Genomic DNA, 18,890 nt, shown 5'->3' with positions numbered 1-18,890 from the left:
CGGACGTGACCCTCGTCCGGTAGCCCTCTTCTCGACGCGACGTACGTGGCATCCGCGTTCGGTACGAGTTCCGAACGTCGGACACGAACCCTCGATCTGCGCACCAGGCGCGCGAGGGAAGGAAAGGACCTCCGTGACCGATACGGACATGACCGCTGCTCCGGTCGCCATCGCCGACGACGCCGCCACCGGCGCCCCGGAGCGCCCCGCCCGCGCCCGTGCGGCGCGTCGCGGCGACGGCCTCTCCGGGATGGTGCTCACCGAACTCCGCGGCCTCGCCGCCGAGCTGGGCATCAAGGGGGTGTCCGGGATGCGCAAGGGCGACCTGGTCGCGGCCATCGAGTCGAAGCGCGTCCCCGCGCCGACCGGCGGCTCCGACCGCGCCGAGCGCCCCGCCGCCGAACCTGCCGCTCCCGCAGCGACCTCCACCGAACCCGCCGCGACGTCCTCGGGTGTCTCGCCCGTCTCCGACGGGTCCGGGTCGGACGAGAACGCGTCCGACGGCGGTCCGCGCCGCACGCGCAACCGTCGCGGTGCCTCCCGTCGCGCCGGTGCTGCCGAGTCGGCCACCGACGGTGACGCCGCCGCCCCGTCCGCCGATGCCGCGCCCACCGCAGCCGGCCAGGACGGCACCGAGCCGCAGACCGCCGGTCGGGACGGGGCCGAGCAGGCCGCCGGTCGCGATGGCGCCGAGCAGGCCGCCCCGAGCCGGAACGGACAGGCGGACGCCGCCGACGGCGATGCGGGCGACGAGGGTCGCCCCCCGCGCTCCCGCGGTGACCGGTCACGCCGGGATCGCCAGAACCGCAACGAGGGCGGCAACCGCAACGACCGCAACGAGGGCGGCAACCGCAGCGACCGCAACGACGGCGGCAACCGCAACGACCGCAACGACGGCGGCAACCGGGGCAACGACAACCGGAACAACGGCCCGCGCGACGACTCCTCGGACGACGACAACGACGGTCGGGGACGGCGCGGGCGTCGCTTCCGCGAGCGCCGCCGCGGACGTGACCGTGACGGCTCGTCGAACGACCAGCGCGAACCCGAATTGCGTGACGACGACGTCCTGCAGCCCGTCGCGGGCATTCTCGACGTGCTCGACAACTACGCCTTCGTGCGGACCTCGGGCTACCTGGCCGGGCCCAACGACGTCTACGTGTCGATGAACATGGTGCGCCGCAACGGTCTGCGCCGTGGCGACGCGCTCACCGGCGCCGTCCGGGTGGCGCGGGAGGGCGAGCAGAACAACTCGCGGCAGAAGTTCAACCCGCTGGTCCGCCTGGACACCGTCAACGGTGCTCCGCCGGACGGCAACCGCAAGCGCCCGGAGTTCAACAAGCTCACGCCGCTCTACCCGAACCAGCGCCTGCGTCTCGAGACCACGCCGAACATCCTCACCACGCGCGTCATCGACCTGGTGATGCCGATCGGCAAGGGGCAGCGCGCCCTGATCGTGAGCCCGCCGAAGGCAGGCAAGACGTCGGTGCTGCAGTCGATCGCCAACGCGATCGCGACGAACAACCCCGAGTGCTACCTCATGGTCGTCCTGGTGGACGAGCGTCCCGAGGAAGTCACGGACATGCAGCGGTCCGTGAAGGGCGAGGTCATCGCCTCCACCTTCGACCGGCCGCCGAGCGATCACACCTCGGTCGCCGAGCTCGCCATCGAGCGCGCGAAGCGACTGGTGGAGGACGGCCGCGACGTCGTCGTGCTGCTGGACTCGATCACCCGTCTGGGCCGGGCGTACAACAACAGCTCGCCCGCGTCGGGCCGCATCCTCTCCGGCGGTGTGGATTCGACGGCCCTGTACCCGCCGAAGCGGTTCCTCGGTGCCGCCCGCAACATCGAGAACGGCGGCTCGCTGACCATCATCGCCACGGCGATGGTCGAGACCGGCTCGACCGGCGACACGGTCATCTTCGAGGAGTTCAAGGGCACGGGCAATGCCGAGCTCAAGCTCGATCGCAAGATCGCGGAGCGTCGGGTGTTCCCGGCGGTGGACGTCAACCCGTCCGGCACCCGCAAGGACGAGCTGCTCATGAGTCCGGACGAGGCCGCGGTGCTGCACAAGCTCCGTCGGGTGCTGTCGGGCCTGGACTCGCACCAGGCCATCGACCTGCTCATCGACCGTCTGAAGAAGAGCAAGAACAACATCGAGTTCCTGATGTCGGTCTCCAAGACGGCACCGGGCGGCATGGACGACTGACGTCGCCCGTGACGAAACACCCGGGTCGTGCGTGCCGGGAACAATCCGGACGCCGGCCGGGTTGAGACGATTACCAGCGCGGACAGCTGCTCTGGCATACTGATCGGCCGAGTCCGGTTCCGGTTCACGCCCACGACAGTCGAGGGCGACCCGGCGACCACGAAAGGGACACCATGAAGGCAGGAATCCACCCCGACTACACGGCGACCACCGTCGTGTGCGGTTGCGGCCACACGTTCGAGACGCGGAGCACCAACAGCGCCGAGCGCATCAACGTCGAGGTCTGCTCGCAGTGCCACCCGTTCTACACGGGCAAGCAGAAGATCCTCGACACCGGCGGCCGCGTCGCTCGCTTCGAGGCTCGCTACGGCAAGCGCGCGGGCAAGAAGGCCGACGCCGACAGCTAGCTCGTCCACCGACGCCCGTTCCGAGATCTTTCTCGGAACGGGCGTCGGTCGTTTCTGCAGCCTGGTTCGTGTACCACCCCGCGGTCCAGCAGAACCGTGTGTCTCCCGAAAGGGGCCTTCGACGTGTCCACCCCGACACCGCGCGCGACGCCGTCCGCCATCGACGACGTGCTCGCCGAGCACGCCGGGCTCGAACGTGAGCTCTCCGATCCGTCGTTGCACGACGATCCTGCCGCGGCGAGACGGGCCGGCAAGCGGTTCGCGCAGTTGGCGCCGATCATGAGCGTGCACGGCCGATTGGTCGCCGCGCGGGACGATCTCGAGGCCGCCCGCGAACTCGCGGCCGACGATCCGTCGTTCGCCGCCGAGATCCCGGCCCTCGAGGCCACGGTGGAGGAACTCGACGCCACCCTCACCGACCTGCTGGCCCCCCGCGATCCGCACGACGCGGACGACGTCGTCCTCGAGGTGAAGTCGGGGGAGGGCGGCGAGGAATCCGCCCTGTTCGCCGCCGATCTCGCCCGGATGTACGTGCGGTATGCCGAACGGCGCGGCTGGCGGGTGGAGATTCTCGACGTCACGGTCTCGGACCTCGGCGGCTACAAGGACGCCACGCTGTCGATCAAGGCTCGCTCGGATTCCGCGGACGGGGTCTGGTCGCGGTTCAAGTTCGAGGGCGGGGTGCACCGTGTCCAACGCGTGCCCGTCACCGAGTCCCAGGGGCGCGTGCACACCTCCGCCGCGGGCGTGCTGATCTACCCCGAGCCGGACGAGGTCGAGGAGGTCGCCATCGACGAGGGCGACCTGCGTATCGACGTCTACCGGTCGTCCGGCAAGGGCGGGCAGGGCGTGAACACCACCGACTCGGCCGTCCGGATCACGCACCTGCCGACGGGCATCGTCGTCACCTGCCAGAACGAACGTTCCCAGTTGCAGAACAAGGCTCGCGCGATGCAGGTGCTGGCCGCGCGGCTGCAAGCGGCGGCCGAGGAAGCGGCGGACAAGGAAGCCGCCGCCGGGCGTGCCAGTCAGGTGCGCACCGTCGACCGGTCGGAACGCATCCGCACCTACAACTTCCCCGAGAACCGCATCACCGACCACCGCATCGGGTTCAAGGCCCACAACCTCGACGCGGTGCTCGACGGTGACCTGGACGCTCTGCTCGACGCTCTCGGCGCCGCGGACCGCGCCGCCCGCCTGCAGGCGGAGTGACGTGGAGCGCGTTCCCCTGCGGCTCGAGATCGTCGAGGCCACCCGCGTTCTCGCCGAGGCCGGCGTGGCGAGTCCCGCGGTCGACGCCGAGCTTCTCGCCGCCCACGTGCTGGACACCCCGCGCGGACGCCTCGGGTTGACCCCGCTGGTCGACCCCGCGGTGGCCGAGCGGTTCCGAGCGTTGGTGGCCCGCCGTGCCGAGCGAATTCCGTTGCAGCACATCGTCGGTAGCGCGGCGTTCGGTCCGATCGACGTGCTGGTCGGCCCCGGAGTGTTCACCCCGCGGCCCGAGACCGAACATCTGCTCGAGTACGCGCTGCGCGTTCTGCAGTCCCGCCCGCGCCCGGTCGTGCTGGATCTGTGCACCGGCAGCGGTGCGCTCGCGCTCGCCGTCGCCGCCGAACGGCCGGACGCCGTGGTGCACGCCGTCGAGCGGGACCCCGCGGCGCTCGCCTGGGCGCGTCGCAACGTCGACCGGCGCGCGGAGCTGGGGGACACCCCGGTACGACTGCATCACGGCGACGTCACCGACCGCGCGCTGCTGCCGTTTCTCGACGGCTCCGTCGACCTCGTCCTCGCCAATCCGCCGTACGTTCCGGACGACGCCGAGCTCGAACCCGAAGTGCGCGACCACGATCCGCACGCTGCGCTGTTCGGCGGGCCCGACGGACTGGCCGTCATCGAGCCGATGCTCGGGTCGATCGCGCGGTGGGTGCGCGTCGGCGGGCACCTCGCGATCGAGCACGACGACTCCCATGCCGACGGCGTCGTGGCGCTCGTCCGTCGTCGGTCGGTGTTCGGTGACGTCGTCGCCCATCGCGACCTCGCCGGTCGGCCGCGCTACGTCTCCGCGACACGGGTGACCCGCGCGGCCCGGTGACCCCTGCGGTGCAGCGACCCCCGAGTGGCAAGATGGCCGGGTGCCCACCGTCTACGACTGCTCCGACACCGCGTCTCGCGCGGCCGGACTCGACGCCGCACGGCGCGCCCTGTCTTCCGGTCGCCTGGTCGTGATGCCCACCGACACGGTCTACGGCATCGCCGCCGACGCGTTCGACAGTTCTGCCGTCGCGGAACTGCTGCGCGCCAAGGGGCGCGGCCGGGACATGCCGGTTCCCGTGCTGGTGGGCTCCTGGCACACGATCGATGGACTGGTGCTCGGCGTTCCACAGGCGGCTCGGGATCTCATTCGTGCCTTCTGGCCGGGTGCGCTCAGCCTCGTCGTCCATCAGGCGCCGTCGCTGGCGTGGGATCTCGGTGACGCGCGCGGCACGGTCATGCTGCGGATGCCCCTGCATCCGGTCGCCATCGAACTTCTGCGCGAGGTCGGCCCGCTCGCGGTCTCCAGTGCCAACGTCTCCGGGCGGCCGCCGGCCGTCACGGCCGCCGACGCGCAGCTGCAGCTCGGCGATTCCGCTGCGGTCTATCTCGACGGGGGCCCGGCGGAGCACGCGCTGGCGTCCACCATCGTCGACCTCACCGGGGACGCCCCGCGCATCCTGCGTGTCGGTGCGGTGGCGACCTCCGACATCGCCGAGGTGCTCGGTGTCGCTCCGGAGTCGCTGGTCGCCGGAAGCGCCTGACCGGTGACGGCTCTCGATCATGCGGCCCTGCCGGGAACCGTGGGGGTTCTCGCGCAGAGCGGCAGTGGGGGAGCCGGCGTCCCGATTCGCGAGCTGCTCCTCGTCCTGCTGACCGCCGCCGTCGTGACGTTCCTCGTCACCGGAGCGGTCCGGCTGATCGCGCTGCGCGTCGGGGCGGTTGCCGTCCCGCGGGAGCGCGACGTCCACGTGCGACCCACCCCGCGGTGGGGCGGGATCGGGATCTACCTGGGTCTGCTGGTCGCCCTGTCGTTCGCGCAGACGCTGCCCGCGTTGACCCGTGGCTTCGAGTTCACCTCGGACGTGCAGGCTTCGCTGGTGTCCGGGGTCATTCTCCTGGTCGTCGGCATGGTCGACGACCGGTGGGGTCTCGACGCGCTCACCAAGTTCGCCGGTCAGGTCACCGCGGCCGGCGTGCTCGTCCTCATGGGGGTCAGCTGGCAAGTCCTGTATCTGCCGTGGGGCGAAGGTTCCACGCTGGTGCTCGATCAACTGCAGGCCGGCCTGGTGACGGTGCTGATCGCGGTCGTGATGATCAACGCCCTGAACTTCGTCGACGGGCTCGACGGATTGGCGGCCGGTGTCGGGGCCATCGCCGCCGTCGCCATCTGTCTCTTCTCGGTGGGCCTGCTGCACGAACAGGGCGGCGACGTGAGTGCGTACCCGCCGGCGATGATCGCGGCCGCGTTGGCGGGCGCGTGTCTCGGGTTCCTGCCGCACAACTTCCAACCGGCTCGCATCTTCATGGGCGATTCGGGCTCGATGGTCATCGGCTTGATGTTGGCCGCGGTCGCCACCAGCGCCTCCGGCCGGATCAGTCCGAGCCTCTACGGGACGCGCGATCTACTCGGTCTGTTGTCGCCTCTGCTGCTGGTCGGCGCCGTCATGTTCATCCCCATACTCGACCTCCTGCTCGCGATCGTGCGCCGCACCCGCGCCGGACGCAGTCCGTTCAGCCCCGACAAGATGCACCTGCATCATCGGTTGCTCCAGATCGGTCACTCGCACCGCCGCGTCGTCCTGTTGATCTACCTGTGGGTCGGCGTTCTCGCCTTCGGGGCGGTCGGTGCCGCCCTGGTGGACAGGCGAATCGTGATCCTGCTGTTCGCCGGCGGGCTCGTCTTCGCTCTCGTGGTGACCGCGGTCCCGTCCGTGCGGGACCCGCGACGGCCGGCCGGGTCGGGCCGGTGGCGACGGTCGGGTCGCGTCTCTCGCGGCCGGTAACCTGCCAGGCGTGACGTTCACGCCCCCGCCCGTGCCCTCCTCGACCGCGCCGCTGCGCTCCGCCGTCCGCTACGGGGTGATCGCGCTGATCGTGCTCGCGGTGGTGTCGGCCGTCGTCGCCTACCTGGTGGCCGGGACGCCGGGCTTGTGGGGTGCGCTGATCGGCTCGGCCGTCGGAGGCGTGTTCATCCTCGCGACGGCCGCGTCCGTGCTGTGGTCGGCGAATCTCCCGCCGACGACGGTCGGGGCCGTGCTGCTCGGCGGATGGCTCGCGAAGATGCTGGTGGCCATCGTCGTGCTCGGCATCCTGCGCGGGATGGACTTCTACTCGCGTCCGGCGCTCGGTCTCGTTCTGCTGGCGTCGCTGCTGATCGTCCTGGGCGCGGAGACCGTCGGGGTGCTGCGCCAGCGCGCGCCGTACGTCGATACCCCACCCTCGGACGGGAAGTAGTACGACTTTCTGTAGTAGTGTCCGGGTGCGGGGACGAACCCCCGGCGCGGTGTGGTCGGTTGTGTTGATAAAGTTCCCGGCAAGCGTGGGCTTACCCGGCGTAACGGACAATCGTCGCGGCGGGATCGCCTCCGCGGTGATCGACATCACTGCCGACGTGTCGCGGCCCACACCTCGTGTGAGAATGTGGACCGGCATGCCGCAGCACCGCTCGACCGAACCGCCCGACCGCCCCTTTGTCCGATCGAACCGCGTGGGTACCACGCACGCGGCCGACCACGGGAGAGACCGCTGAGCGTCACCAACTTGGCCGCGGAGTTCCATCCGCCGTCACTGTCCGACTTTTTCCCACCGGCCATCCTGTTCGAGGGCACACCGTTCGAGCTCGACCGTCTGATGCTCGTGCGCATCATCATGACGGTCGTCCTGCTCGCGTTCTTCTTCCTCGCCATGCGCAGCCCCAAGATCGTGCCGCGCGGCATCCAGAACGTCGGGGAGATCGCACTCGGGTTCGTCAAGGATCAGATCGCGACCGAGGTTCTGGGCAAGGAGCAGGGTCGCCGGTTCCTGCCGGTCATCGCGACGATCTTCTTCGCGGTCCTGTTCCTGAACGTCTCCGGCATCATCCCGTTCATCAACATCTCGTCGAACGCTCGTGTCGGTATGCCGATCGTGCTGGCCGCGTTGGCGTACATCGTCTTCAACTACGTGGGCATCAAGAAGTACGGCTTCTTCAAGTACGTGAAGAGCAGCATCGTCGTGCCGGGTGTGCCGCTCGCGATGCACTTCCTGCTGATTCCGATCGAGTTCATCTCGACCTTCGTCCTGCGGCCGTTCACGCTGACCGTGCGTCTCATGGCCAACATGCTTGCCGGTCACATCATGCTGGTGCTGTTCTTCAGCGCCACGCAGTTCTTCTTCTTCGAGGCCGCAGCCGGCATGAAGGTGTTCGGCATCTTCTCCCTGGCCGCGGGCTTCGGCTTCACCCTGTTCGAGATGCTGGTCATCTTCCTGCAGGCCTACGTGTTCGCCCTGCTCACCGCGGTCTACATCGACCTCGCGTTGCACGCCGACTCGCACTGACCCACCCCGGCTCGACGAGCCACCGGTAACAAACCTGACCCGCTGCCGTCCGGTCGTGGGCAACAGAAAGGGAACCAAACATCATGAGCCTCACCTACCTGGCGCAGGAAGCTCAGGAAATCACCGGTGCCGGCTACGGCGCCATCGGCTACGGCCTCGCGGCGATCGGCCCCGGCATCGGCGTGGGCATCGTGGTCGGTAAGGCCATCGAGGGCATCGCTCGTCAGCCCGAGCTGGCCGGCCAGATCCGGACCAACATGTTCCTCGGTATCGCGTTCACCGAGGCTCTCGCGCTGATCGGCCTCGTCGCCGGCTTCGTCTTCGCCTGACACCGGCATGACGACGCCAATCGCAGTCCTCGCAGCCGCGGAAGGGGGCGAGGACGTCAATCCTCTCCTTCCCGCGACGTACGACATCGTCTGGTCTGCGGTCTGCATCGCCGTCATCGGCTTCTTCTTCTGGAAGTACGTGCTTCCGCGATTTCAGAAGGTGCTGTCGGAGCGGTCCGAGCAGATCGAAGGCGGGATCAAGCGCGCCGAAGAGGCACAGGCCGAGGCGAAGCAGGCGCTCGAGCAGTATCGCGCCCAGCTGGCCGACGCACGCCAGGAGGCCGCCAAGATTCGCGAAGACGCCCGCACCCAGGGTCAGCAGATCCTCGCGGAGATGAAGACCAGTGCGCAGGCGGAGAGCGATCGCATCGTGGCCTCGGGTCACCAGCAGCTCGCCGCGCAGCGTCAGCAGATCGTCACCGAACTGCGCTCGGAACTCGGCCGCACCGCCGTCGAGCTCGCCGAGAAGGTCATCGGTGAGCAGCTGTCCGACGACGTCAAGCGCGCCGGAACGATCGATCGGTTCCTCGACGAACTCGATTCTGTCGGCGCAAAGTCCACCAGCGGGAAGTGAACACCATGTACGCAGCGAGTCGTGAGGCTCTCGCCGAGGCCCGCACCGCACTGACCGGCGCGCTCGACGCCGCATCGGACTCCACGTCCGCCGCGGCCGGTGCCGGCTCCGACCTGTTCGCGGTCGTCCGGGTGCTCGACGCCCAGCGTCCGCTCCGGTCGGCCCTGGCCGACGCGTCCGCGTCCGCCGACTCCCGTCGTCAGCTCGCCGAGCGGCTGTTCGACGGCAAGGTCGGGTCGGAAGCGGTGGAGACGGTGAAGGCCGCGGTCGCGCAGAACTGGTCCTCGGCGCGTGACCTCACCGACTCGCTCGTACTGCTGGGCCGCGAAGCGCTGCTGCGCGCCGCGGAGGACCAGGACCAACTGGGCACGGTCGAGGACGAGCTGTTCCGGCTCGGTCGCATCATCGCGGGCGACTCCGCTCTCGAGCAGGCGCTCTCGGACCGGACCAAGCCGGCCGAGGCGTCCGGACAGCTGCTGAAGACGCTGCTGTACGGCAAGGTCACGGCCATCACCGAGGCTCTCGCCGTCCAGGCCGTCGGACGACTGACCGAGGCTCCGGCCGAGGTGTTCGGCGAGCTCTCCGCGCTGGCGGCGACCCGGCGGAACAAGGAAGTCGCGTACGTCCGCAGCAGTACCGAGTTGAGCACCGATCAGGTCGACCGCCTCACGTCTACGCTGGAAGGTATCTACGGCAAGTCCGTGACCGTTCACGTGGAAGTCGATCGCGACCTGCTGAGCGGTCTCGTCGTTCGCGTCGGTGACGAGGTGATCGACGGCAGTGGTGCGGGGCGTCTCGCGCAGCTGCGCAAGTCGCTCAAGTGACCGGTTCACCCACCCGACCGGCAGGCACGACCAGAGTTTGTCCCCACCCACGTTTCGGTGACTCGGCCCAGAGCGGCCGGCGCACCGAGGCCACAGACAGTGAGAGCAGGAAAACATGGCGGAGTTGACGATCTCCTCCGACGAGATCCGTAGCGCAATCGAGAGCTACACCGCGAACTACGCACCGGAGTCCTCTCGTGAAGAGGTCGGTCTGGTGTCGGACACGTCCGACGGCATCGCCCACGTGACCGGGCTCCCGTCCGCGATGGCGAACGAGCTGCTCGAGTTCCCCGGCGGCGTCCTGGGCGTCGCGCTGAACCTCGACGATCGCGAGATCGGCGCCGTCATCCTCGGTGACTACGAGAACATCGAGGAAGGCCAGGAGGTCAAGCGCACCGGAGAGGTCCTGTCCGTTCCGGTCGGCGACAACTTCCTCGGCCGCGTCATCGACCCGCTGGGCAAGGCCATCGACGGCCTCGGCGACATCGAGTCCGACGAGCAGCGTGTCCTCGAGCTCCAGGCAGCCACGGTGCTCGAGCGCCAGCCCGTCGAGGAGCCCCTCGCCACCGGCATCACCGCCATCGACGCCCTCACCGCCATCGGGCGCGGTCAGCGCCAGCTGGTGATCGGCGACCGCAAGACGGGCAAGACCGCCGTCTGCGTCGACGCGATCATCAACCAGAAGAAGAACTGGGAGACCGGCGATCCCGACAAGCAGGTGCGCTGCATCTACGTCGCGATCGGTCAGAAGGGCTCCACCATCGCCGGTGTGAAGTCCGCGCTGGACGAGCACGGCGCCATGGAGTACACCACCATCGTCGCGGCTCCCGCGTCGGACTCCGCCGGCTTCAAGTGGCTCGCCCCCTACACCGGCTCGGCCCTCGGCCAGCACTGGATGTACCAGGGCAAGCACGTCCTCATCGTGTTCGACGACCTCACCAAGCAGGCCGAGGCCTACCGCACCATCTCGCTGCTGCTGCGTCGTCCGCCGGGCCGCGAGGCGTACCCGGGTGACGTCTTCTACCTGCACTCTCGTCTGCTCGAGCGGTGCGCGAAGCTGTCCGACGAGCTCGGCGGCGGTTCGATGACGGGCCTGCCCCTCATCGAGACCAAGGCCAACGACATCTCGGCGTTCATCCCGACCAACGTCATCTCCATCACCGACGGTCAGGTGTTCCTCGAGTCGGACCTCTTCAACAAGGGTGTCCGTCCCGCCATCAACGTCGGTACCTCGGTGTCCCGCGTGGGTGGTGCCGCGCAGACCAAGGGCCTGAAGAAGGTCGCCGGTTCGCTGCGTCTCGAGATGGCGCAGTTCCGCGAGCTCGAAGCGTTCTCGGCCTTCGCCTCCGACCTCGACGCCGCGTCCAAGGCGCAGCTCGAGCGCGGCGCCCGCTGGGTGGAGCTGCTCAAGCAGGACCAGTACACCCCGGTCTCCGTCGAGGACCAGATCGTCTCGATCTACCTCGTCGACGCCGGCTATTACGACAGTGTCCCGGTCGACGACGTCCGTCGCTTCAACCGTGAGTTGCTCGAAGACCTGCATCGCAACGCTTCGGACGCGTTCGAGTCCATCGCCGGTGGCGGGGTCCTGAAGGACGACGCCGCCGAGTCGATCAAGAAGGCGACCGACGACTTCAAGCAGGGCTTCCTCACCTCCTCGGGCGAGCGCATCGTCAACGAGGCCGAGGCCGAGGCGCTCGACAAGGACGAGGTCGACCAGGAGAAGGTCACCGTCACGCGCAAGACCGTCGGCAAGTGATGATCGGTCCGCGACGAGCAGGGAGTGAGGTGAACCGTGCCCAGCATTCGTGAGCTCCGCTCCCGGATCAGGTCGACGAACTCGATCAAGAAGATCACCAAGGCGCAGGAACTGATCGCGACCTCGCGCATCACCAAGGCGCAGGCCCGGGTCGAGGCGTCCAAGCCGTACGCCACCGAGATCACCAAGGTGCTCTCGGCGTTGGCGAGCGCGTCCGGCTCGCTCGATCACCCGCTGCTCACCGAGCGCCCCGAGCCCAAACGGGCCGCGGTGCTGGTGGTCACCAGTGACTCGGGTCAGTGCGGCGGCTACAACTCGAACATCCTGCGCGAGGCCGAGGAACTTCAGCAGCTGCTGAAGTCCGAGGGCAAGGAACCGGTCATCTACGTCCTCGGACGCAAGGGCCTGACGTACTACACGTTCCGGGATCGGGACGTGAAGGGCGCCTGGACCGGGTTCTCGCAGCAGCCGACGTACGCCGACGCCGCCAAGGCGGCGAAGCACCTCGTCGAGTTGTTCATGGCCGGGTCCGGCAACGAGATCGAGGCCCCCAACGGTGAGGGCACCGTCGAGGGTGTCGACGAGCTGCACATCGTGTTCACCACGTTCGTCTCGATGCTCTCGCTCAAGCCGACCGTGCGACGGATGGCCCCGTTGGAGGTGGACTACGACGACGAGGAGATCGAGCTCGGCGCCGACATGCTCACCGACTCGAAGCCGTCCACCGAGGTCACCGCGCAGTACGACTTCGAGCCGGAGGCGGACACGCTGTTGTCCGCGCTGCTGCCCAAGTACGTCAGCACCCGCATCTACGCCGCACTGCTCGACGCGGCAGCCTCCGAGTCGGCCGCCCGTCGTACCGCGATGAAGGCCGCCACGGACAACGCCAACGATCTGGTCAACGCCCTGTCCCGCCAGGCCAACCAGGCGCGTCAGGCCCAGATCACCCAGGAAATCAGCGAGATCGTCGGCGGCGTCGACGCGCTTGCAGCGAGCTCAGGAAGAGACTGAACATGACCGCAGCAGTAACCGATAACACGGGTACCGGCGCCGCGAAGTCCGAGAACGGGCGCGTCGTGCGCGTCATCGGTCCCGTCGTCGACATCGAGTTCCCCCGTGGCTCCATCCCCGAGCTGTTCAACGCTCTGCACGCGGAAATCGAGCTGTCGGCCGTCGCCAAGACGCTGACGCTCGAGGTCGCCCAGCACCTCGGTGACAACCTGGTGCGCACCATCTCCATGCAGCCGACCGACGGCCTGGTCCGCGGCACCCCGGTGAGCGACACCGGCAAGCCGATCTCCGTGCCGGTGGGTGACGTGGTCAAGGGCCATGTGTTCAACGCTCTCGGCGACTGCCTCGATTCGCCCGGCCTCGGCCGCGACGGCGAGCAGTGGGGCATCCACCGCAAGCCCCCGGCCTTCGATCAGCTCGAGGGCAAGACCGAGATCCTCGAGACCGGCATCAAGGTCATCGACCTGCTGACCCCGTACGTGAAGGGCGGCAAGATCGGCCTGTTCGGTGGCGCCGGCGTGGGCAAGACCGTGCTCATCCAGGAGATGATCACGCGTATCGCCCGTGAGTTCTCCGGTACGTCCGTGTTCGCCGGCGTCGGCGAGCGCACCCGTGAGGGCACCGACCTCCACCTCGAGATGGAGGAGATGGGCGTTCTGCAGGACACCGCCCTGGTGTTCGGTCAGATGGACGAGCCGCCGGGCACGCGCATGCGCGTCGCCCTCTCGGCCCTCACCATGGCCGAGTATTTCCGCGATGTGCAGAACCAGGACGTGTTGCTCTTCATCGACAACATCTTCCGGTTCACGCAGGCCGGCTCGGAGGTCTCGACGCTCCTCGGCCGTATGCCGTCCGCGGTGGGCTACCAGCCCACGCTGGCCGACGAGATGGGTGAGCTCCAGGAGCGCATCACCTCGACCCGTGGCCGCTCGATCACCTCGCTGCAGGCGATCTACGTGCCCGCCGACGACTACACCGACCCGGCGCCGGCCACCACCTTCGCGCACCTCGATGCCACCACCGAGCTCTCGCGTCCGATTTCGCAGAAGGGCATCTACCCGGCTGTGGACCCGCTGACGTCGACCTCGCGCATCCTGGAGGCGTCGATCGTCGGTGACGAGCACTTCCGCGTCGCCAACGAGGTCAAGCGCATCCTGCAGAAGTACAAGGAGCTGCAGGACATCATCGCCATTCTCGGTATGGACGAGCTCTCCGAGGAGGACAAGGTCACGGTGTCCCGTGCCCGTCGTCTCGAGAAGTTCCTCGGCCAGAACTTCATCGTCGCCGAGAAGTTCACCGGCGAAGAGGGTTCCGTCGTGCCCCTGTCCGACACCATCGAGGCGTTCGACAAGGTCACCAAGGGCGAGTACGACCACCTGCCCGAGCAGGCGTTCAACAGCTGCGGTGGACTCGACGACGTCGAGGCCGCAGCCAAGAAGATCGCCGGAAAGTAGTCCGCCATGGCAGAGATGGACGTCGAACTCGTCGCGGTCGAGGAGCGACTGTGGTCGGGTACGGCTACGCTCGTCAGCGCTCAGACCACCGAGGGTGAGATCGGCATCATGGCCGGCCACGAGCCGGTTCTCGGTCAGTTGATCGAGGGCGGCACCGTGGCCATCACGACGACCGACGGTGAGCGTCGTGTCGCGGCCGTCCACGGCGGATTCCTCTCCGTGACGGGCAAGACGGTGACCATCCTCGCCGAGTCCGCGGAGTTCGCCGAGGACATCGACGTGGAGGCAGCCAAGTCGCTGCTGGCCGAGGGCTCCGAGGACGAGGAGGCGCTCGCGATCGCACGCGGGCGCGTCCGCGCCGTCGAGCGGGCCTAGACCGCACGGAAGCCGCGGCGGGCCCGGTGATGATGACGATCTGGATGACAGTTCTTGTCGTTCTGGTGGTCGTTCTCGCCGGGCTCGCCGCGGCTTTTCTGTATCGCCTGATCACGCTGCGCCGAGGCGGGACGGCCGTCATTCTGCGGTCGCTGCCCGCTGCGCCGGGCGCCGGATGGCGCCACGGCATCTTCCGCTACGGCGAGAACGTGCTCGTGTTCTACAAACTGTCCAGCCTGCGCCCCGGCCCCGACCGGCGCATGGTGCGGCAGACGCTCGATCTCGGCGAGCGTCGTCGACCCGAGAAGTCGGAGTTCGACATCATGACCGAGGACATCGCGATCGTGGAGCTCTACGACGCCGACCGGCGCTACGAGGTGGCGTTCGACCGAGGCGCGTTCACGGCCTTCACCTCGTGGGTCGAATCACGACCGTCGGGCCGATCCCGGCGTCCCCGTCCCGGCGCGGGGGGCGCGCGGTGACCTGCCGGGTGATCGCTCAGGGCTGATCGTCGCCGCCCGGTCGCCACAGGACGTCGCCGTCGGGGTTGGTGATGCGCCCGAGGACGAACAACAGGTCCGACAACCGGTTCAGATAGAGCGCGGGCAACCTGTTGGTGACGTCCGGAAAAGCGTCCACGGCAGCCCAGGCGGCCCGCTCGGCCCGTCGGGCCACGGTGCGAGCATGGTGCAGGAGAGCGGACCCCGCCGTCCCGCCCGGGAGCACGAACGATCGCAGCGGCGCCAGCGTGGCGTTGTACTCGTCGCACCATGCCTCGAGCCGGTCGACGTAGGCCTGCGTCACTCGCAGCGGCGGATGCTTCGGATTGTCCTCGACCGGCGTCGCCAGGTCCGCGCCGACGTCGAAGAGATCGTTCTGGATGCGCCCGAGCACGGGCCTCAGGTGCTCGGGCGGCGACCCGAGGGCGAGCACCAGCCCCAGAGCGGCGTTGAGTTCGTCGCAGTCCGCGTAGGCCACGACGCGCGGGTCGTTCTTGCTCACTCGCTCGAAGTTGCTGAGCCCGGTGGTGCCGTCGTCACCCGTCCGGGTGTAGATCGAGGTCAGATGAACCGCCATTTCTCGACCCTACTGTGGTGCCTCTAGTCTTGGCGGTCGTGAGCGAACGTTTTCTGGTGACCGGCGGTAGTCGCCTTTCCGGTGATGTCTCCGTCGGTGGCGCGAAGAACAGCGTGCTGAAGTTGATGGCCGCTGCGTTGCTCGCTGAGGGAACGACCACCATCGCGAACTGCCCCGACATTCTCGACGTTCCGCTCATGGCCGACGTGCTGCGGGGACTCGGGTGCGAGGTGGAGCTGGTCGAGGACACGGTCCGCATCACCACGCCGGCCGAGCCGAAATACCACGCCGATTTCGCGGCCGTCCGTCAGTTCCGCGCGTCGGTGTGCGTGCTCGGGCCTCTCGTCGCGCGGTGTCGCCGTGCGGTGGTGGCGCTGCCCGGCGGCGACGCCATCGGCTCGCGACCGCTCGACATGCACCAGTCCGGTCTGCGTCTGCTCGGTGCTCACAGCGAGATCGAACACGGCTGCGTCGTCGCCACGGCCGAGAAGCTGCACGGTGCCACGATCCGGCTGGCCTTCCCGTCGGTCGGCGCCACCGAGAACATCCTCATGGCGGCGGTCCTCGCGGAGGGCGAGACGGTCATCGACAACGCTGCTCGCGAACCCGACATCGCGGACCTGTGCGCGATGCTCAACAAGATGGGCGCGAAGGTGTCGGGCGCGGGGTCCTCGACGCTGACCATCCGCGGTGTCGAGCGGCTGCACCCCACCGACCATCGGGTGATCGGTGACCGTATCGTCGCCGCCACCTGGGGTATCGCGGCGTCCATGACACGCGGTGACGTGACCGTGCGTGGGGTGAATCCCAAGCACCTGTCCTTGGTGCTCACCAAGCTCGGCGCGGCCGGTGCCGAGGTGGACCTGCTGCCGGACGGCTTCCGGGTGACGCAGGCGGAACGACCGACCGCCGTGAACTTCGCGACGTTGCCGTTCCCCGGCTTCCCGACGGATCTGCAGCCCATGGCCATCGGGCTCGCCTCCGTCGCCAACGGGACCTCCATGATCACCGAGAACGTCTTCGAGGCTCGGTTCCGGTTCGTGGAGGAAATGATCAGGCTGGGGGCCGACGCGCGCACCGATGGTCACCACGCCGTGGTCCGCGGGGTGCCCCGGTTGTCGAGTGCCCCGGTGTGGTCCTCGGACATTCGCGCCGGCGCCGGTCTGGTGCTCGCAGGGTTGGTCGCCGACGGCACCACGGAGGTGCACGACGTCTACCACATCGACCGCGGGTATCCGCGATTCGTCGAACAGCTGCAGGCCCTCGGCGGAGACATCGAGCGCGTGCAGTAGCTTCCGCGCCGCGCGTCGGGTGCCACCACGGCGAAGTTCGTCGGCCAGGACTTCGAGTGCGGAGTTCTCCGAACCTAGACAACGAATCCCGCACTGTCGCAGCACGATCCCGACAGCGACGACGGGCCGCGCGCACCAGGCGGTCCCACTCGCCGTCGTCGAGCAACGACGCCGTCGCCGTGCAGAGGGGTGTCGACGGGAAGTCGCCGACGGCCGACCGGTGGCACAGAACCGGCTCGACCAGATGTGCGGGTAGCACCATCCAGCCGAGCCGGACACCCGCGCCGAGAGTCTTCGCGATGGTGCCGAGAAGAACGACTCGGTCGGCGTCGAGCTGTGCCAGGGCAGGCAGGGGCGCGACGTCGTACCGGTACTCGGAGTCGTAGTCGTCCTCGATCACGACGGTGTCGGTGTCACGGGCGTAGGCGACGAGGGCGGCGCGGCGTCCGACGTCCAGCATCCCGCCGGTCGGGTACTGGTGGGACGGCGTCACGTAGACGGCGCGGGTGGAGTCGGGAGCGGCACGCAGTGCGTCGACCACCACGCCGCCCTGGTCCACAGGAATGTCGTGGACCTCCCATCCGACGGCCAGCGCCGCCGACACGGCCACGCGATAGCCCGGATCCTCGACGGCCAGAACAGGTTTCGGGTCGGGTCCGGACCGACGCAACGCTGCCAGAGCCAGGGTCAGGCCGTGGACGGCGCCCGTGGTGACGACGACCCGTTCCGGCCCGACGGTCATACCCCGTGCTCGGGCGAGCAGCGCGCAGATGCTGCGTCGAAGCGCGAGGGGGCCGGCCGGGTCCGGATAGTCGTAGGCGTCGGTGGCGTCATGGAGTCGTCTGGGACGCCCCTGTCCCCGACAGCGCGAACCACCCTGCGCCGGAACCGAACCCGGTCCGAGCGAGACAGGTCCGCACTGGTCGACGTTCTCGACGCGGCTCGGATCTGCCACCTCGGGGTGATGGTCCACGGCACCCCGCTGGTCGTTACCCACGGCGTTCGCCTACGACCTCGACGGACCCGACCGGGAGGGCACGCTGTACCTCCACGGCTCGACGCGGGATGCTGCGTTGGCTCTCATCGTGGACAAGGTTGTTGCCGGCCGGGCGGCACTGCTTCGACCCAACACTCGAAAGGAGTTGGCCGCGACCAGAGTTCTGGCGGTTGCGCTGTACGAGGCCTCGATGAAGACCCGCACCGGCGGACCCGTCGACGACGACGAGGACGTCGCGGCCGGGGGTGTGGGCCGGAGTGCTCCCCGTGACGGAGCGCATCGGATCCCCGGTGCCGGCCGCAGATCTGGACGCGGCCGGGGCGGTGCACGCGCCTCGGTGACCGGCGTCATAGTTTCGAACACTGCCGTGCCGGGTCGCCGGAGGCCACGTCGAGTGCGGTCGACCTGCGAGAACGCCATCCCGGCACCGTCCGCACCAGGCGATTTGCGTTGTGGGGTTCGGGTGCGTAGCTTTTGTCGAGTCAGAGCGACACGGACGCCGACCCGGAGCCGAAGGGCTGGGGTGAACGAGGCAGTACGGGGTCGCCTGATTCGGACAGAAAAGGTTCGTCTGCACGTGGTGTAGGCTGAGCGTACAGTCCAGAACTTTTGGTTCGAAGCCTTCCCGGCGGTGTGGTTTGACTGCGGTGTCGGGTGGTGGTTAGTCTGGAACGGTTGCCCCGGATCCGGTTCACCTGTGGTGGGTTGGTGATGGTGTGCGTGTGTTCTTTGAGAACTCAACAGTGTGTCGATGAATGTCAGTGCCAAATTTTTTTTGGTGCCGGTTCTTCTCCTTCTTCCCGTCGGGGGAGGATCGGTTTTGTCAGTACATTTTTTTGTGCTGGCGTGAGTTTTATTGCTGGATATGGCTCTCTAGTTTTCATTGACTCTGCTCTTTCTGGGGTGGGGTTGATAAGAGTCTTCAACGGAGAGTTTGATCCTGGCTCAGGACGAACGCTGGCGGCGTGCTTAACACATGCAAGTCGAACGGTAAGGCCCTTCGGGGTACAC

General features: G+C 68.3%; 18 protein-coding genes, 1 rRNA gene and 1 pseudogene. 18 read left to right on the top strand and 2 right to left on the bottom strand.

What is annotated here, in order from left to right; translation table 11 throughout:
- The first annotated feature begins 133 nt into the window (after window positions 1-133).
- From rho to BMZ18_RS13870, 16 genes are all read left to right on the top strand, one after another.
- Window positions 134-2,209: a transcription termination factor Rho gene (gene rho, locus BMZ18_RS13945; protein ID WP_068365560.1), complete on the top strand. Its 2,076-nt coding sequence runs from the start codon at window positions 134-136 to the stop codon at window positions 2,207-2,209.
- A gap of 173 nt (window positions 2,210-2,382) precedes the next feature.
- Entirely contained in the window at window positions 2,383-2,616 is a 234-nt protein-coding gene (gene rpmE, locus BMZ18_RS13940) for a 50S ribosomal protein L31 (protein WP_027507227.1), read from the top strand.
- A 123-nt stretch (window positions 2,617-2,739) separates the two neighbouring features.
- Window positions 2,740-3,828 (top strand): peptide chain release factor 1, encoded by a 1,089-nt coding sequence (prfA, locus tag BMZ18_RS13935; RefSeq protein ID WP_068365559.1) that lies wholly within the window; start codon window positions 2,740-2,742, stop codon window positions 3,826-3,828.
- 1 nt (window position 3,829) lies between these two features.
- A complete protein-coding gene (gene prmC / locus BMZ18_RS13930; protein WP_068365577.1) occupies window positions 3,830-4,708 on the top strand; it encodes a peptide chain release factor N(5)-glutamine methyltransferase in 879 nt (292 codons plus the stop codon).
- A gap of 40 nt (window positions 4,709-4,748) precedes the next feature.
- On the top strand, window positions 4,749-5,411 hold the full coding sequence (locus BMZ18_RS13925; protein WP_068099881.1) for an L-threonylcarbamoyladenylate synthase: 663 nt from the start codon (window positions 4,749-4,751) through the stop codon (window positions 5,409-5,411).
- Between the two features lie 3 nt (window positions 5,412-5,414).
- Complete coding sequence (locus tag BMZ18_RS13920; protein WP_068365558.1) at window positions 5,415-6,653, top strand: MraY family glycosyltransferase; 1,239 nt, start codon at window positions 5,415-5,417, stop codon at window positions 6,651-6,653.
- Between the two features lie 10 nt (window positions 6,654-6,663).
- On the top strand, window positions 6,664-7,104 hold the full coding sequence (locus tag BMZ18_RS13915) for a Cg1360 family ATP-synthase-associated protein (protein ID WP_068099883.1): 441 nt from the start codon (window positions 6,664-6,666) through the stop codon (window positions 7,102-7,104).
- 306 nt (window positions 7,105-7,410) lie between these two features.
- On the top strand, window positions 7,411-8,187 hold the full coding sequence (gene atpB / locus BMZ18_RS13910) for a F0F1 ATP synthase subunit A (protein ID WP_170851493.1): 777 nt from the start codon (window positions 7,411-7,413) through the stop codon (window positions 8,185-8,187).
- Window positions 8,188-8,270: 83 nt separating this feature from the next.
- Window positions 8,271-8,516 (top strand): ATP synthase F0 subunit C, encoded by a 246-nt coding sequence (locus tag BMZ18_RS13905; protein ID WP_068365557.1) that lies wholly within the window; start codon window positions 8,271-8,273, stop codon window positions 8,514-8,516.
- Between the two features lie 7 nt (window positions 8,517-8,523).
- Window positions 8,524-9,090: a F0F1 ATP synthase subunit B gene (locus tag BMZ18_RS13900; protein WP_068365556.1), complete on the top strand. Its 567-nt coding sequence runs from the start codon at window positions 8,524-8,526 to the stop codon at window positions 9,088-9,090.
- Window positions 9,091-9,095: 5 nt separating this feature from the next.
- Entirely contained in the window at window positions 9,096-9,914 is an 819-nt protein-coding gene (locus BMZ18_RS13895) for a F0F1 ATP synthase subunit delta (RefSeq protein ID WP_068152136.1), read from the top strand.
- Window positions 9,915-10,029: 115 nt separating this feature from the next.
- Complete coding sequence (atpA, locus tag BMZ18_RS13890) at window positions 10,030-11,673, top strand: F0F1 ATP synthase subunit alpha (protein ID WP_068365555.1); 1,644 nt, start codon at window positions 10,030-10,032, stop codon at window positions 11,671-11,673.
- A gap of 36 nt (window positions 11,674-11,709) precedes the next feature.
- Window positions 11,710-12,684: a F0F1 ATP synthase subunit gamma gene (locus tag BMZ18_RS13885; protein ID WP_068099887.1), complete on the top strand. Its 975-nt coding sequence runs from the start codon at window positions 11,710-11,712 to the stop codon at window positions 12,682-12,684.
- A gap of 2 nt (window positions 12,685-12,686) precedes the next feature.
- Window positions 12,687-14,138, top strand: coding sequence for a F0F1 ATP synthase subunit beta (gene atpD, locus BMZ18_RS13880; RefSeq protein WP_068099888.1), 1,452 nt, complete (start codon window positions 12,687-12,689; stop codon window positions 14,136-14,138).
- Between the two features lie 6 nt (window positions 14,139-14,144).
- Window positions 14,145-14,513, top strand: a complete 369-nt coding sequence (locus tag BMZ18_RS13875) for a F0F1 ATP synthase subunit epsilon (protein ID WP_068099889.1) — start codon at window positions 14,145-14,147, stop codon at window positions 14,511-14,513.
- A gap of 44 nt (window positions 14,514-14,557) precedes the next feature.
- The gene (locus BMZ18_RS13870) at window positions 14,558-14,995 is read left to right on the top strand and encodes a DUF2550 domain-containing protein (RefSeq protein WP_235606437.1); all 438 of its coding nucleotides are present in this window, start codon (window positions 14,558-14,560) and stop codon (window positions 14,993-14,995) included.
- Window positions 14,996-15,011: 16 nt separating this feature from the next.
- Here the strand turns inward: BMZ18_RS13870 and BMZ18_RS13865 are convergent, their stop codons facing one another.
- The gene (locus tag BMZ18_RS13865; protein ID WP_068099890.1) at window positions 15,012-15,590 is read right to left on the bottom strand and encodes a cob(I)yrinic acid a,c-diamide adenosyltransferase; all 579 of its coding nucleotides are present in this window, start codon (window positions 15,588-15,590) and stop codon (window positions 15,012-15,014) included.
- A 38-nt stretch (window positions 15,591-15,628) separates the two neighbouring features.
- Here BMZ18_RS13865 and murA point away from each other — a divergent pair, with 38 nt between their 5' ends.
- Window positions 15,629-16,882 carry a UDP-N-acetylglucosamine 1-carboxyvinyltransferase gene (gene murA / locus BMZ18_RS13860; RefSeq protein ID WP_068365554.1) on the top strand — a complete coding sequence of 418 codons (1,254 nt, stop codon included), beginning with the start codon at window positions 15,629-15,631 and terminating at the stop codon, window positions 16,880-16,882.
- Window positions 16,883-16,967: 85 nt separating this feature from the next.
- Here murA and BMZ18_RS19170 read toward each other — a convergent pair.
- Window positions 16,968-17,837 (bottom strand): annotated as a pseudogene (locus BMZ18_RS19170) (aminotransferase-like domain-containing protein); the annotation flags it as partial.
- Between the two features lie 964 nt (window positions 17,838-18,801).
- On the opposite strand from BMZ18_RS19170, the gene BMZ18_RS13845 reads away from it, so the two are divergent.
- A 16S ribosomal RNA gene (locus BMZ18_RS13845) occupies window positions 18,802-18,890 on the top strand; the annotation flags it as partial.

Source organism: Rhodococcoides kroppenstedtii, assembly GCF_900111805.1.
GTDB classification, from domain to species: domain Bacteria; phylum Actinomycetota; class Actinomycetes; order Mycobacteriales; family Mycobacteriaceae; genus Rhodococcoides; species Rhodococcoides kroppenstedtii.
This window is presented reverse-complemented; position numbering and strand designations above follow the sequence as displayed.